The organism is Halomonas sp. SL1, assembly GCF_003030865.2.
Taxonomy (GTDB): Bacteria; Pseudomonadota; Gammaproteobacteria; order Pseudomonadales; family Halomonadaceae; genus Halomonas; species Halomonas halophila.
In genome coordinates this window covers 225,789-240,631 of the sequence record NZ_PYUQ02000012.1, presented here as the reverse complement: position 1 = coordinate 240,631, position 14,843 = coordinate 225,789, and the positions used below count along the sequence as shown (strand labels likewise).

At 62.1% G+C, this 14,843-nt stretch carries 12 protein-coding genes; all 12 read right to left on the bottom strand.

Annotated elements, in window-relative coordinates:
* Positions 1 to 352 precede the first annotated feature (352 nt).
* Positions 353 to 2,341, bottom strand: a complete 1,989-nt coding sequence (locus C9J49_RS07390; protein WP_258393808.1) for a nucleoside-diphosphate sugar epimerase/dehydratase — start codon at positions 2,339 to 2,341, stop codon at positions 353 to 355.
* Between the two features lie 56 nt (positions 2,342 to 2,397).
* Complete coding sequence (locus C9J49_RS07385) at positions 2,398 to 3,564, bottom strand: nucleotide sugar dehydrogenase (protein ID WP_107181835.1); 1,167 nt, start codon at positions 3,562 to 3,564, stop codon at positions 2,398 to 2,400.
* 103 nt (positions 3,565 to 3,667) lie between these two features.
* Positions 3,668 to 5,599 carry a sulfate adenylyltransferase subunit CysN gene (gene cysN / locus C9J49_RS07380; protein WP_107181834.1) on the bottom strand — a complete coding sequence of 644 codons (1,932 nt, stop codon included), beginning with the start codon at positions 5,597 to 5,599 and terminating at the stop codon, positions 3,668 to 3,670.
* 425 nt (positions 5,600 to 6,024) lie between these two features.
* Complete coding sequence (locus C9J49_RS07375; protein WP_046078576.1) at positions 6,025 to 6,369, bottom strand: four helix bundle protein; 345 nt, start codon at positions 6,367 to 6,369, stop codon at positions 6,025 to 6,027.
* A gap of 177 nt (positions 6,370 to 6,546) precedes the next feature.
* Positions 6,547 to 7,464, bottom strand: a complete 918-nt coding sequence (cysD, locus tag C9J49_RS07370; RefSeq protein ID WP_107181833.1) for a sulfate adenylyltransferase subunit CysD — start codon at positions 7,462 to 7,464, stop codon at positions 6,547 to 6,549.
* A gap of 186 nt (positions 7,465 to 7,650) precedes the next feature.
* A complete protein-coding gene (cysQ, locus tag C9J49_RS07365; protein ID WP_258393807.1) occupies positions 7,651 to 8,499 on the bottom strand; it encodes a 3'(2'),5'-bisphosphate nucleotidase CysQ in 849 nt (282 codons plus the stop codon).
* 253 nt (positions 8,500 to 8,752) lie between these two features.
* On the bottom strand, positions 8,753 to 10,519 hold the full coding sequence (locus C9J49_RS07360; RefSeq protein ID WP_107181832.1) for an SLC13 family permease: 1,767 nt from the start codon (positions 10,517 to 10,519) through the stop codon (positions 8,753 to 8,755).
* Between the two features lie 46 nt (positions 10,520 to 10,565).
* Positions 10,566 to 11,057, bottom strand: coding sequence for a DUF4411 family protein (locus tag C9J49_RS07355; protein ID WP_107181831.1), 492 nt, complete (start codon positions 11,055 to 11,057; stop codon positions 10,566 to 10,568).
* Positions 11,054 to 12,193, bottom strand: a complete 1,140-nt coding sequence (locus C9J49_RS07350) for an ImmA/IrrE family metallo-endopeptidase (protein WP_107181830.1) — start codon at positions 12,191 to 12,193, stop codon at positions 11,054 to 11,056. Before C9J49_RS07350 ends, C9J49_RS07355 begins: the two co-directional genes overlap by 4 nt.
* 130 nt (positions 12,194 to 12,323) lie before the next feature.
* Complete coding sequence (locus tag C9J49_RS07345) at positions 12,324 to 13,319, bottom strand: NAD-dependent epimerase (protein ID WP_107181829.1); 996 nt, start codon at positions 13,317 to 13,319, stop codon at positions 12,324 to 12,326.
* A gap of 13 nt (positions 13,320 to 13,332) precedes the next feature.
* Positions 13,333 to 13,890: a sugar transferase gene (locus C9J49_RS07340; RefSeq protein ID WP_107181828.1), complete on the bottom strand. Its 558-nt coding sequence runs from the start codon at positions 13,888 to 13,890 to the stop codon at positions 13,333 to 13,335.
* 12 nt (positions 13,891 to 13,902) lie between these two features.
* Positions 13,903 to 14,826, bottom strand: coding sequence for an NAD-dependent epimerase/dehydratase family protein (locus C9J49_RS07335; RefSeq protein WP_107181827.1), 924 nt, complete (start codon positions 14,824 to 14,826; stop codon positions 13,903 to 13,905).
* Positions 14,827 to 14,843: the final 17 nt, after the last annotated feature.

Below are 14,843 nucleotides of genomic sequence, written 5' to 3'. Positions count from 1 at the left end.
AAGCCACAGGGTCAGACCCCGGCTGCCCCCGGCGATACGTAATGGCCCGATCACTCGCGGCGCCACCGCCCCGGGGTCTGACCCGTCACGACGCGGCACCCAAGCAGCCCGTGCCGCCATGGCCACCGCCTTCAAGACCTTCCCACTCTTCCAATAGGGAAGGATGATGCCTGGAGAGCGATCCTAGGCCACAGGGTCAGACCCCGGTTGCCCCCGCCGATACGCAATGGCCCGATCACGCGCGGCGCCACCGTACCCCGGGTCTGACCCGTCACGACGCGGCACCCAGCAGCCCGTGCCGCCATGGGCGTCAGACCCCATGGAAGCCACCATCACGAGCCGCGCCCCTCCCTCAAGGATTCGCCGTTCCGTTTTCCCGACGCAGCTGCACGACGGGGGCCGCCTCGGCGCTCGGTGGCTCATGCCCCAGAAGGTCGCACAGCCCGCTGCCGTGGGTAAAACCGTCCACGCCGAGCTTGAGCGTTTCGCAGGCCCGATGGCTATCCATCTGGTGCTCGGCGTCGTGCAGCGCCTGGAGCAGCTCGCGCAGCGTCTCGGTGGGCAGCACGGCTTCACGGGCGCGCATGATCTTGGGGTGCGAGGTGCCGACCACGTTCTCGCCGATCAGCAGTTCCTCATAGAGCTTTTCCCCGGGCCTGAGGCCGGTAAAGGCGATCTCGATATCGCCCCCAGGGCTATCATCATCGCGCACCTCCAGCCCGGTCAGGCGGATCATGCGCCGCGCCAGGTCGACGATCTTCACCGGGTCGCCCATGTCCAGCACGAAGACATCCCCGCCCTTGGCCATGGAGCCCGCCTGGATGACCAGCAAGGCCGCCTCGGGAATGGTCATGAAGTAGCGAGTGATCTCGGGGTGGGTCACGGTCAAGGGGCCGCCCTGCTCGATCTGCCGCCGGAACAGCGGTATCACCGAGCCGCTGGAACCCAGCACGTTGCCGAAGCGCACCATCGAGAAGATCGTGCGATGCTCCCCTTCACCACCGTGCCGCGCGGCCAGGTCCTGCAGCACCAGCTCGGCCATTCGCTTGGTGGCCCCCATCACGTTGGTGGGGCGCACCGCCTTGTCGGTGGAGATCAGCACGCAGCGCTCCACGCCGAGCCTGGCCGCGCTCTCCGCCACCACCCGGGTGCCCCGCACGTTGTTGCGCACGCCCTCCAGCACGTTGTGCTCGACGATCGGCACATGCTTGTAGGCCGCCGCATGATAGAGGGTATCGACCTCGTAGCAGCGCAGCGTCGCCTCCAACCGCTCACGATCGCAGACATTCCCCAGCAGCGGGTAGATGGGGAAGTCAGCCCCCATGTCACGCTTCAGCGCCTCGAGTTCCTGGTCGATGGCATAGAGCCCGTACTCGCTGATCTCGTAGAGCACCAGCGCCCTGGGGCCGCCGCGCATCACCTGGCGGCACATCTCGCTGCCGATCGAGCCGCCGGCGCCGGTCACCATCACCACCTTGCCGCGGATGCTGGCGTCCACCAGGGCCTCGTCGGGCGGCACCGGGTCGCGCCCCAGCAGGTCCTCCAGTTCCACCTCACGCAGCTGGTCCAGGCTGGCCTCGCCGGAGACGATCTCGGGCATGGAGGGCACCGTCTGCACGTGCACCGGCAGGTCCGTCAGCTTGTCCAGGGCCTGCTTGCGCTCGGCCTTGGTGGCGTTGGGCATCGCCAGCAGCACCCGCTTGAGGCCATGATGCTCGACGAGCCCGGCGATGGCGTCCGGGTCCATCACCTTGACCCCCTTGATGGTGCTGCCCCACAGCGCGGGCGCATCGTCCAGGAAGGCCGTGACGATGAACTCACGCCCGCTGGAGAGCGCCAGCGCCAGCTGCGCCCCCGCCCCGCCGGCACCATAGATGGCCACCGGCTCCTTCTCGGCGAAATGGCGGTTCAGCCAGTGATAGTAGCTGCGCACCAGCAGCCGGGTACCGCCCACGTACACCAGGGTCACCAGGGCGAAGTTCACCGGCACCGAACGCGGGAAGCCCTGCCACTGGAAGAAGTAGGCCGCCGCCCACATCATCAGCGCCAGCAGCACCGCACCCTTGATCACCGCCCACAGCGCCTGGGGGCCCATGAAGCGCACCACCGCCCGGTACAGCCCCAGCCGGGCGAACACGAACACGCCCAGCACCGGCACGACCAGGAACATCCACCAATAGGGCTCCATATACTGCGCCGGCCACCACTCGGCCAGCCGCAGCGCATAGGCCGACCACAGTGCCAGCGGCAGCGCCACCAGGTCGGCCGCCACCATCAGCAGGCGCTTGTGCGAACGGCTGAGTTCAGCGATCGAGCGGTGCATGCGTGTATGAATCATCATCTCGTCCTTGTATTGCGTGGCCCCGGGGTCAATGACGCAGCGCTCATGGCTCGGGCTCAATCACTGCCGAACAGGTCGCGGGTATAGACCTTCTGGGCCACGTCCTCCAGCTCGGCGACCATGCGATTGCTGAGGATCAGCTCCGCTTCCTGCTTGAAGGCGTCCAGGTCGCGCATCACCCGCGAGCCGTAGAAGGTATCCTCCTCCAGCACCGGCTCATAGACCACCACCTCGATGCCCTTGGCCTTGAGTCGCTTCATGACGCCTTGCATGGCACTGGCGCGGAAGTTGTCCGACCCGGCCTTCATGATCAGGCGATACACCCCCACCACCTTCGGCCTGCGTGCCAACACCTGCTCGGCGATGAAGTCCTTGCGAGTGGTGTTGGCGTCGACGATGGCCTGGATCAGGTTGTTGGGCACGTCCTGGTAGTTGGCCAGCAGCTGCTTGGTGTCCTTGGGCAGGCAGTAGCCGCCATAGCCGAAGGACGGGTTGTGGTAATGGCTGCCGATGCGCGGGTCCAGCCCCACGCCCTCGATGATCTGGCGGCTGTCCAGGCCATGGGTCTCGGCGTAGGTGTCAAGCTCGTTGAAGTAGGCCACGCGCATGGCCAGATAGGTATTGGCGAACAGCTTGATGGCCTCAGCCTCGGTGCTGTTGGTGTACAGCACCGGCACTTGCTCCTTCACGGCCCCCTGCTCGAGCAGCCCGGCGAAGGTTTCGGCGCGCTCGGAACGCTCGCCGACGATGATCCGCGACGGATGGAGGTTATCGTAGAGCGCCTTGCCCTCTCGCAGGAACTCCGGCGAGAACAGCAGGTTATCGGTACCGAAGCGCTGGCAGGCCTCGGCGGTGTAGCCCACCGGCACAGTGGACTTGATGACCATCACCGCCGCGGGGTTGATGGCCATCACGTCCCGGATCACCGCCTCGACGGTCGAGGTATTGAAATAGTTCGTCTCGGGGTCGTAATCGGTGGGCGTGGCGATCACCACGAAGTCGGCGTCGCGGTAGGCGGCTTCCTTGTCCAGGGTGGCGGTGAAGTCGAGCGCCCGGTTGGCCAGGAAGTCGCTGATCTCGGCGTCCTCGATGGGCGAGACCCGGTCGTTGAGCTGCGCCACCTTCTCCGCCACGATGTCCAGCGCCACGACCTGATTGTGCTGGGCCAGCAGCATGGCGTTGGAGAGGCCCACATAGCCGGTGCCGGCAATGGCAATCTTCATGCATTCACCTGTCAGAAACTGCCCCGCGGGGGCCGCCCAAGCGGCCACCGCGGGATCCTTGTCGAACCAGCCGCGGGCTCCCCGCGGCCGCCGCCTGAGCGTCTTAGATCACCCGCTTGATCAGCTGGGCCAGCAGTTCCTGCTGACCGTGTTCCGCGCCCTTCAACGTCACCTCGGCCTGGGGTGGCGCTTCGTAGGGGCTACTGATACCTGTGAAGTCGGCGATCCTGCCCTCTCGGGCCTTCTGGTACAGCCCCTTGGGATCGCGCTGTTCGCAGATGTCCAGCGGCGTGTCCACGTGCACTTCGATGAAGTCGCCCTCGTCGAACAACGCCCTGGCCGCATCGCGGTCGGCGCGGAACGGCGAGATGAAGGCGGTGATCACGATGATGCCCGCCTCGGCGAACAACCGCGCCACCTCGCCCACCCGGCGAATGTTCTCGGTGCGGTCGGCTTCCCCCATTCCCAGGTCCTTGCACAGACCATGGCGGATGTTATCACCGTCCAGCAGCATGGTGTGGTAGCCACGACGGTTCAACTCCACTTCCAGGGCGTTGGCCAGGCTCGACTTGCCGGAACCGGAAAGACCGGTGAACCACACGCACTTGCCAGCATGGCCGTTGAGCTGCTCGCGCATGGCCTGGGTCACGCTGGTGCGGTTCCACACCACGCTGGCCTTGCTGTCGTGCTCGCGGAACTCGTAGGGCAGCTCGCTCTCCAGCGGCCGGTGGATCATGCCGGCCCCCACGGTGATGTTGGTCAACCGATCGATGATGATGAAGCTGCCCGTTCCCGGGCTGGTGCGATAGTCGTCGACCGGTACCGGCGCGGTCAGCTCCAGCGCGCAGCGTGCGATGGCGTTGAGGTCCAGATGATCGGCGTGACGATGCTCCAGGGTGTTGACGTCGACCTGATAGTCGATCGCTACCACCTTGCCCGCCACATCTCGGGTCGCCAGCTTGATGTCGTAGAGCTTGCCGGGCTCGAGCGCCGTTTCGTGCATCCACACGATATCGGCCTCGAAGCTGGTGGCCAGCGGCACTTCATCATTTTCGGCGACCAGCCAGTCGCCGCGGGAGATGTCGATCTCGTCTTCCAGGGTCACGGTGATCGCATCGCCGGGATAGGCGGCCTCCAGGTCGCCGTCCCAGGTCACCAGCCGCTCGACGGTCGACACCTTGCCGGACGGCAGCGCCCTCACCTTCTGGCCCGGGCTCATCACGCCGGCGGCCAGGGTCCCGGCATAGCCGCGGAAGTCGAGGTTGGGACGATTGACGTACTGCACCGGCAGGCGCAGGTCACGCAGGTTCTGGTCGTGGGTGATCTCGACGGTCTCGAGCAGTTCGAGCAGCGCCGGGCCCTGTTTTCCATCGACCCGGTACCAGTCCATCGCCTCGCTCGGATTGACGACGTTGTCGCCCTTGAGCGCCGAGAGCGGCACGAAGCGGATGTCCGGGGCGTTCAGCTTGCCGGCGATCTCCTGGTACTCGGCGACGATTTCCTCATAGCGCTCCTGGGAGTAGTCGACCAGGTCCATCTTGTTGATCGCCACCACCAGGTGCTGGATGCCCAGCAGATCGGCGATGAAGCTGTGCCGGCGCGTCTGGGTCTGCACCCCGTGGCGAGCATCGACCAGGATCACCGCCAGGCTCGCGGTCGACGCCCCGGTCGCCATGTTGCGGGTGTACTGCTCGTGCCCCGGCGTATCGGCAATGATGAACTTGCGCCGATCGGTGGAGAAGAAGCGATACGCCACATCGATGGTGATGCCCTGCTCCCGCTCGGACTGCAGGCCGTCGACCAGCAGCGCCAGATCCACCTCATCACCGGTCGTCCCCGCCGTCTTCGACGCCTGAGTGATCGCCGCCAGCTGATCCTCGTAGATCATCTTCGAATCGTGCAGCAGCCGCCCGATCAGCGTCGACTTCCCGTCGTCCACGCTACCGCAGGTGATGAAGCGGAGCAGATCCTTGCGCTCATGCTCTTTCAGATAGGCTTCGATGTCGTCTGAGATCAAGTCCGAGGCGTGTGCCATTTCCCGTCCCTTAGCTGGAAGCTGGAAGCTGGAAGCTGGAAGACCCCCCAGCCCCGTTAGCTACCCAGCCGATTCATTCGATGGTGAGCTTGCCGATCAGCCCCGAGAGCATGGCGGCAATCTCCCTTGTTTCCTGTATCCATCGGTTTCCATTGGCTTTCTCGATGTAGCCGATATCGATACCGATGTAGATCTGAGAAGCTGGAAGCTTGAAGCTGGAAGCCCCCCAGCCCCGTTAGCTACCCAGCCGATTCATTCGATGGTGAGCTTGCCGATCAGCCCCGAGAGCATGGCGGCAATCTCCCTTGTTTCCTGTATCCATCGGTTTCCATTGGCTTTCTCGATGTAGCCGATATCGATACCGATGTAGATCTGGGAAGCTTGAAGCTGGAAGAACCCCCAACCCCGTTAGCTACCCAGCCGATTCATTCGATGGTGAGCTTGCCGATCAGCCCCGAGAGCATGGCGGCAATCTCCCTTGTTTCCTGTATCCACCGGTTTCCATTGGCTTTTTCGATGTAGCCGATATCGATACCGATGTAGATCTGTGTTCTCAGTTCAGCGCATGAGCCCTTGGCGATCAGCAAGAAGTGTCGTTTGTCCTTGGCCGTGCCACGCGTCATGCCCTCTGCAATGTTGCTGGGTACCGAAAGCCCTGAGCGAGTGATTTGATCCTTGAAGCCGAAATCCCTGAGATCTCGCATCGCCTTGTAGAGCTCGGCCGATAGCCTGGCCGACCGCTTCCACACCTGAAGCTTCTCGAAGTCCATGTCCTGCCCTCCCTCCTGGCCACTCCAACAGGCTAGCCTAAGCACAGGCGAGGGTTCTTCGGTTCTTCAAGCTTCCAGCTTCAGGCTTCTAGCTCCCGGCGCAGCCGGGGACTTCCAGCTTCCAGGCGCGAAGCGCCGCTCTTCAAGCTTCCAGCTTTCTAACGCGCCTCCGGCGCGTTAGAAGTACCCCTCCCGCTTCTTCCGCTCCATCGACCCTGCCTGATCGTGATCGATGGCGCGGCCGGAACGTTCGGAGGTCCGGGTCAGCAGCATTTCCTGGATGATCTCGGGCAGCGTGGTGGCGGTGGATTCCACCGCCCCGGTCAGCGGGTAGCAGCCGAGGGTGCGGAAGCGTACCCATTTTTCCTCGGGCACTTCGCCGTCTTCCAGCGGCAGGCGGTCGTCGTCGACCATGATGTCCATGCCGTCGCGATTCACCACCGGGCGCGGGGCGCTGAAATACAGCGGCACGATGGGGATGGATTCCAGGTAGATGTACTGCCAGATATCCAGCTCGGTCCAGTTGGAGAGCGGGAAGACGCGGATCGACTCGCCCTGGTTCACCTTGGCGTTATAGGTGTTCCACAGTTCGGGGCGCTGGCTCTTCGGGTCCCAGCGATGGTGCTTGTCGCGGAAGGAGAACACCCGCTCCTTGGCACGGCTGGCCTCCTCGTCGCGGCGGGCCCCGCCGAAGGCCGCGTCGAAGCGATGCTTGTCCAGCGCCTGCTTCAGCGACTGGGTCTTCATCACATCGGTGTACTTGGAGCTGCCGTGATCGAAGGGATTGATCCCTGCGGCCCGGCCTTCCTCGTTGATGTGTTCGATCAGTTCCATGCCGGCCTCTTCGGCCATGCGATCGCGGAACTCGATCATCTCGCGGAACTTCCAGGTGGTGTTGACGTGCATCAGCGGAAACGGCGGCACACCCGGATAGAAAGCCTTGCGCGCGAGATGCAGCATCACCGAGGAATCCTTGCCGATCGAATACAGCATCACCGGGTTGCGGAACTCTGCCGCCACCTCACGGATGATATGGATCGACTCCGCCTCGAGCTGTTTGAGGTGGGTCTTTCGTTCTGCCGAAATCTCAGACATGGGTGCAACCTTGAAATGGAAGTGATGTCAGTCAGGAATTTAGCTAGAAGCTGGAAGAGCGCCGCTTCGCGGCTGGAAGCTAGAAGAAAAGCCAGTGCAACCCCACCACTTGATAACGTGGTTTTGACCTTGGGGTTTCTTCAAGCTTAAAGCTTCCGGCTTCAAGCTCCCGCGAAGCGGCTCTCTTCAAGCTTCCGGCTTCAGGCTCGCGCGGAGCGCGCGCTCCCAGCGCCCGTCGCGCTGGCCACAGACGATAAAGAACGGATTGAGCACGCTGTCCTGCTGGTTGCAGCGCAGCGGTTCGAGGGTCTCGGCATTCAGTACGTCACCACCGGCGGCGGTGACCACGGCCTGGGCGGCGGCGGTGTCCCACTCGCAGGTGGGCGCGAGGCGCGGATAGAGATCGGCGGCGCCTTCGGCGACCAGGCATAGCTTCAGCGAGCTGCCCATGGAGACGCGTTCATGGACGGGCAGCCCGGCACAGAAGGCCTCGAACTCGTCGGAACCATGGGAGCGGCTACCAACGATCTTCCAGAGCGCCTGCTCGGGATCCGGCAAGGCGCGCACCGAGATCGCGGCGAGAGGGCCACCGGCCTGCTGCTTCCAGGCGCCCTGCCCGTGCTGGCCGATCCAGGTGGTCCCACCCGCTTCGCCCACGGCGGGCGCATGCACGATACCGAACACCGGCACACCGTCTTCGATCAGCGCGACGTTGAGGGTGAACTCATCGTTCTTCTTGATGAATTCCTTGGTGCCATCCAGCGGATCGATCAGCCAGTAGCGGCCCCACGCCCGACGGGTCGCGAACGGAATCCCACCGGACTCCTCGGAGAGGATCGGCACCTGCGGCGACAACGTTTCGAGCAACGCGACCAGGGCATGATGCGAGGCCATGTCCGCCTCGGTCAGCGGGCTGTCATCGCCCTTGGTCGCCACCTCGAAGTCACGCCGATACACGGCCATCACCTCACGACCCGCGGCATGCACACCCTCGATCAAGCGGGAGCGCAGATCGTCAGTTACGAAATCGGTCACGAAAACTCCTTTCTAAATAAGCTCGAAGCTGGAAGTCCCCGGCTTCGCCGGGAGCTCGAAGCTGGAAGAACGCCCGCTTCGCGGGCTTAAGCTGGAAGAAAAACCACTTTAACCCAAACTTTGGACATGAGCTTTTGACCTTGGGGTTTCTTCTAGCTTCTAGCTTCCAGCCGCGAAGCGGCGCTCTTCAAGCTTTAAGCTTCCGGCTTCAAGCTTTAAGCTTTAAGCTTCCAGCTTTCTGACCGCGAAGCGGTCAGAACGGCCACACTACCGGTATCAACCCCACCGCCGTGACACCGACGATCAGGCTCAGCGGGGCGCCGAGGCGCAGGTAGTCGAGAAAACGATAGCCGCCGGGCCCCAGCACCATCAGGTTGGTCTGGTAGCCCAGCGGGGTCATGAAGCTCGCCGAGGCGGCGAACATGATCGCCACGGCGAAGGGCAGTTCGTTGACGCCCAGTTGCTCTGCCACCGCCATGGCGATGGGGAACATCAGCACCGCGGCGGCGTTGTTGGTGATCAGCTCGGTGAAGATCACCGTCATCGCGTAGATCGCCGCCAGCGCCGTCCAGGGGGCCAGGCCGTCGATCAGCAGCAGCCACTGGGCGATCTGGGCGGCGGCGCCGGTCTTGGCCATGGCCGCCCCCAGGGCGAACGAGGCGGCGATCACGATCAGCACGGTCAGATCGAGGTAGCGCCGCGCCTTGCTCGCCGGCACGCAGCGGGTCACCAGCATGGCGCCGCCGGCCAGCAGCGCGGCCTCGAGGATGGTCAGCCACCCGCTGGCACTGGCGGTCACCATGGCTCCCAGGATGGCAATCGCCAGCGGGGCCTTGCGGAAGTCCGGCGGCGTGGAGTCGTTCAGCCCGCTCACCAGCAGGAAGTCCTTGCGGTAGCGATACTGGTCGACGAAGTCCTGGGCGGTTTCCAGCAGCAGGGTATCGCCCACCTGCAGGCGAATGTCGCCCAGCTTGCCGGATAGCCGCTGGCCATGCCGCGAGATGGAGAGGATCACCGCCTGGTAGCGCGAGCGGAAGCGCGACTCGCGCACCGTCTGGCCCAGCCCGGCGAAGTCCGGGCCGATCACCGCCTCCACCAGGCAGCGCCGGTGATGGTCGATGTCCAGCTTGTGCACGTCGCCGCCGGCGGGGCGCAGGCCGTGGATGCGGCGCAGCTCCCGGGCGCATTCCGGGGCGCCGATGAACACCAGCACATCGCCGGCCTGCAGCTCGGTCTCCGGCGGCACGGCGGTGAGCAGGCGGCCATGGCGCTCGATGTCGGCCAGGTAGCCATGGCTGAGGCTGCGCAGGCCCGCATCGGCGATCGACTTGCCCACCAGCGGGCCCTTGGCGGTCACCACCACCTCCACCGCATACTCCCGGGCCTGCTCCAGCTGTTCCAGCACGCCCCGGCGGTTGGGCAGCAGCCGGTCGGCGAACAGCATCAGGAAGACGCCGCCCACCAGCAGCAGCGGCACGCCCACCCAGGCCAGCTCGAACATCGCCAGCGACAGGCCGCGCTCGGTCTGCAGCAAGCCGTCCACCACCAGGTTGGTGCTGGTGCCGATCAGCGTGCAGGTGCCGCCCAGGATGGCGGCGTAGCTCAGCGGCAGCAGCAGCTTGGAAGGCGGCAGCTTGAGCCGGCCGGCCCACTCCTGGATGGCGGGAATGAACATCGCCACCACCGTGGTGTTATTCATAAAGGCGCTCAGCCCTGCAGACGGCAGCAACACCCGCAACTGCGCCCGGCGCAGCCGCCTCGGCCGGCCCAGCAGGCCATGGGCGATCCACTGGATGGCACCGGTCTCCTTGAGGCCGGCCGCCACCACATAGAGGGTGGCGATGGTCATCACCCCGGGGTTGGAGAAACCGGCCAGGGCCTCGCCGGGGGTCAGGATGCCACTCACCACCAGCACGGCCAGCGCCGCCATCAGCACCACGTCCGGCGCGATGCGGGTGGCCACGAGCGTAACGAGCACCGCCAGCACCGTGGCCAGCGTAAACAGGGCGTCGAAGGGCATCACGAAACGATCAAGAAGACACAGAGCAGTATGGGATCGAGCAGAGTCAAGGCAACACGAACCTCGCCTGTAGCGTGTCCAGCAGATCGAAGGTATCGAAGCACGCCACCTGGAACCGGTCGCAGATATTGGGAACCTTTACCCTCTTGCTCCCGGTGCCCACCCTGGATTCGTGGGTCACCACCTGGGCACCGATGACCCTCGCCTTGGCCACCAGCCAAGGATCGGCCCCACTCAGGAAGGTACCGACATGGGGCTCCTGATATGTCTCGTGCGAAACCACATGATCGGCGATCTCGGCAAAGGCATTCTGCGTCGCCTCGTCATCAACGGGAATGAAATGACCACGGCGCTGCTTGACCCAGTCACTGAGTTCATCGTCGCTGGCAGCGAGCTCATCGTAGACGTTGCGAATGCTCCCGACCTTCCCGACACCGAACTGTCGATCCAGCCACTCCCAGAAGCCCGGCACGACTTGCATGCGATAATGCAACGACTTGGCCTGAATATAGGCATTGGCATCGAGAAGATATTTCACAAGCCGAGTTCCTTCCGGGCAAATTCCTTGAGCCTATGGGGTCGCACGCCAATCAGCTGATAAGCATCTCGTAGCAACAGCCGTCCGCTGAGCGCCTCGCTGGCCACGGCCTGAGCCAACCGCCTGCTCACCCGCCCTGGCACCGCGCGGGTGAAGCTGGCCTGTCCGCCCGGCTCCCGCTCGCGATGCATCTTGAGGCGTTTCGCCACGTAACGACGATAGGTTTCCTCGGTCAGCATGCCGAGCTCCAGGGCTCGCCGGGCCACCACCCACTGGCTGACATGGAAATGGGCCGCCAGGGGCGCCAGGTTGTGCTCCCAGTGTTCCAGGTCTCGCCACAGGGGCAGGAACTCATCCTCCGGCACCAGGAACTCGGCGGCGACCGCATTGCATATCCGCTCGGTCTGCTGCCGATTGGCGGGGTCCCCGTCGGATATTCCGGACTCTCCCAGCCAGATATGGGCCAACTCATGCAAGAGGGTGAACAAGCGGGCCTCGGGCACATCCGCCGCATTGATGAAGATCACCGGCACCAAGGGGTCGGCGATGGCGAAACCGCGAAATTCCTCGACACGAAGAAGACGCCGCGTATTGTTGCCCACGATGCCACTGCGCATGACCAGGATGCCCAGCCCCTCGATGCGGCGAATCAAATCTCGGTAATACGCTTCCCAATTGCCTCGCTCGGGGTGGCGCGGCACGTCGAGCCAGCGCCGAATGTCCTCGACGATCTCGGCGACAGGCCAGGAAGCCTGCGCACGGCCCACCACCGCAACGGGCTCCGCCTCCATCGCCTTCTGGTAATCGCGATACCACAGCTGACGGCGCCACACGTCACGAAGCACGTCCTTCAGGTCGACGCTGAGCCCAGGAGACGCATGATCGCCCACCGTACGAAGATCGGGAATCGGCACGTCTTCATCGGGCGGCTCGCGCAAGAAAAGGTAACCGAAAGGCACATGGGCATGATGCGCGTACTGCTGCGCCTGCCGGAAGGTCGGGCGAGTCTCGCCATCCTCCCAGGCACGGACCTTCTCCTCGGGCTGCTTGAGCTTCTCGGCCAAGATGGCGAGGCTCAGCCCCGCCCGTTCGCGGGCCCAGCTCAGCATCCGGGAATTGATCATTGCCTGCGCCATGACGACTCGCTTACATGTTCATACATACAGCATGTTGTATACACAGAGTGTAGCATGCCAACCCACTGGGCATTCCGGTGCCCACCACGCCCCTGGCACTGGGGGGCCCCCGGTTGCCCCGGACACACCATCACACCTCATAGAACTCGCGATACCAGTCCACGAAGTGTTGCACCCCTTCCTCGACTCCCACTCGCGGACGATACCCTGTAGCTTCGAAGAGTGCCTCGGTGTCGGCCCACGTACGTGGCACATCACCGGGCTGCATGGGCTGGAAGTCGCACCTTGCCTCACAGCCGGTAGCTTTCTCGATGGCGCGAATGAAATCCATCAAGGCCACCGGGCTACCATTGCCGATGTTGTAGAGGGCGTAGGGCGCCGTGCTGCTGTCAGGGGAGTCGGTGGCATCACCAGGCTGCGGCATCACTTCAAGAATGCGCACGATCCCCTCGACGATATCGTCGATATAGGTGAAATCTCGCGACATGTCGCCATGGTTGAACACCGCGATGGGGTCACCCTCGAGCAGCGCCTTGGTGAACTTGTAAGGCGCCATATCGGGACGCCCCCAAGGGCCGTAGACGGTAAAGAAACGCAATCCCGTGGTCGGCACACCGTACAAATGGGAGTAGGTGTGGGACATCAGCTCGTTGGCCTTCTTGGTAGCCGCATAGAGGCTGACGGGATGATCAACGGCATCGCCGGTGGCAAACGGCACCTTGCCATTCATGCCATAGACGGAGCTGGATGAGGCATAGACCAGATGCTCCACTCGCTGCTGACGACAACCTTCCAGGACATTAAGATGACCAACCAGGTTGGAATCGGCATATACATGCGGTTTCTCTAGCGAGTAGCGTACCCCAGCCTGGGCAGCCAGATGAATCACCCGATCGAAGCCCTCGTCAGCAAACAGGGACGCCATGCCCTCTCGATCCGACAAGTCCAACTCGATGAAGCGCACATCAGAACATTCGGACAACTCCGCCAGTCGCGCATGCTTCAACGCCACATCGTAGTAATCGTTGAGGTTATCGATACCGACAATTTCATGGCCTTGGCCGATGAGGCGCTTGGCCACGGCATGACCGATAAAACCGGCCATGCCGGTAATCAAAAACTTCATGGGTCATCCTTACTCAATGGGACTGACGAACACGGTCGCCCTTGCCCTTGCCCAGTACGGTCTGAATGATATACCGGAAGTAATCCTTGACAGTCAGGCTCTCCAGCATTTTATGATCAGTCTCAGCCAGCAGTTTAGGTGTAGACATATCGATCTCGTTAATCTGAGCCAGACCGGTAATGCCAGGGCGCGCCTTGAAAACTCCACGCATATCACGCTCAGCGATCAATTCTTCCTGATTAAAGAGACAAGGCCGCGGGCCTACCAGACTCATCTCTCCTTTCAACACATTCCATAGCTGCGGCAGCTCATCCAGCTTGGTACGGCGAAGAAAATGACCAAAAGGAGTGATGGCCGAGGCCTCGGCAAGGTGGGAGGCGACGGAAGCCGTATCGGGCTTCATGGTACGAAATTTTACCAAAGTAAATAATTTACGCTGACGCCCTACACGGATCTGGCGAAATAGAGGCGAACCGGTATCAAAGTAACCTATCAAGATGAGGACCAATAGTATTGGTAGTCCGAAAAGCAGACCAATCACGGAGAGCAAACAGTCTAAAAAACGAATCATCGGATATAACTCTTAGTTAATAAAACAGCGTCTCAATCCCTCTTCAAGACTCAAGGGCGGCTTCCATCCCAAGGTCTTACGAACATGACTATCATCTACCTGAAGAGAACCGAAGAGTCTATCATGTATCTCTCGCTTCCGCAGCAACATCACGCCAGCCTTCAACAGAGCACTCGGCACCCAAAATAGCCTGACGGAATGACCTGAAGCCGTACCAATCTTTTGTAATAGTTCACTAGTAGAGACATCATTGCCGTCGCATACTACAAAGACCTCACCAGTAGCCTTAGGGTGATCCAAACAAACAGCTATTAGGTCAACCAGGTTCCAGACAGAGATGAACGAGCGTCGGTTACTGATTTTTGCCAAAGGCAGCGGCATCCCCTTGGCAACCACTTTAGTCAAAAGACCAAAATTCCCTGGGGCATTAGGACCATAGACCAAAGGGGGACGGATAATAACAACCTCCAGCTCAAGCTCCTTGGCCAGCTCCAGCAACCCTACCTCAGCCTCAAGCTTCGACTGGGCATAGTCTCCCCAAGGCTCAGGAGTATCTTTTTCAGAAAATGCCGATCGACTGTTAGCCCCATTAACACCGATAGAGCTAATGTATAGAAAACGAGCAACTCCAGACCTAGCCGCCTGACGAGCCAAAGAAAGAGTACCTTCAACATTGACTTTTCGAAAAGAGTCTAATGGATTTCTTGATAATTCATTCAATACATGGGACCTGGCAGCCGTATGAACAACCACATCAATGCCATACAACAAGCCAGACCAATCAGCATTTCCTGACAGCTCCGGAGAAACTAGGTTCATATCATTACGACCTGGCTTTCTCGACGCCCCATAAACCTCCACCTCCTCCTCGGAACGCAATCGCTCTAATAAATGCTTACCAATGAAACCCGATGCGCCAGTCACCAAAACCTTCATTCAAACACCCAAACAAA

Excerpts from the sequence above, each read along its gene's own strand:
- cysD (WP_107181833.1), bottom strand. The coding sequence starts at position 7,464 with ATGTCTGAGATTTCGGCAGAACGAAAGACCCACCTCAAACAGCTCGAG.
- C9J49_RS07360 (WP_107181832.1), bottom strand. The coding sequence starts at position 10,519 with ATGCCCTTCGACGCCCTGTTTACGCTGGCCACGGTGCTGGCGGTGCTC.
- C9J49_RS07390 (WP_258393808.1), bottom strand. The coding sequence starts at position 2,341 with ATGATGATTCATACACGCATGCACCGCTCGATCGCTGAACTCAGCCGT.
- C9J49_RS07350 (WP_107181830.1), bottom strand. The coding sequence starts at position 12,193 with ATGGCGCAGGCAATGATCAATTCCCGGATGCTGAGCTGGGCCCGCGAA.
- C9J49_RS07335 (WP_107181827.1), bottom strand. The coding sequence starts at position 14,826 with ATGAAGGTTTTGGTGACTGGCGCATCGGGTTTCATTGGTAAGCATTTA.
- C9J49_RS07340 (WP_107181828.1), bottom strand. The coding sequence starts at position 13,890 with ATGATTCGTTTTTTAGACTGTTTGCTCTCCGTGATTGGTCTGCTTTTC.
- cysN (WP_107181834.1), bottom strand. The coding sequence starts at position 5,599 with ATGGCACACGCCTCGGACTTGATCTCAGACGACATCGAAGCCTATCTG.
- C9J49_RS07375 (WP_046078576.1), bottom strand. The coding sequence starts at position 6,369 with ATGGACTTCGAGAAGCTTCAGGTGTGGAAGCGGTCGGCCAGGCTATCG.
- C9J49_RS07345 (WP_107181829.1), bottom strand. The coding sequence starts at position 13,319 with ATGAAGTTTTTGATTACCGGCATGGCCGGTTTTATCGGTCATGCCGTG.
- C9J49_RS07385 (WP_107181835.1), bottom strand. The coding sequence starts at position 3,564 with ATGAAGATTGCCATTGCCGGCACCGGCTATGTGGGCCTCTCCAACGCC.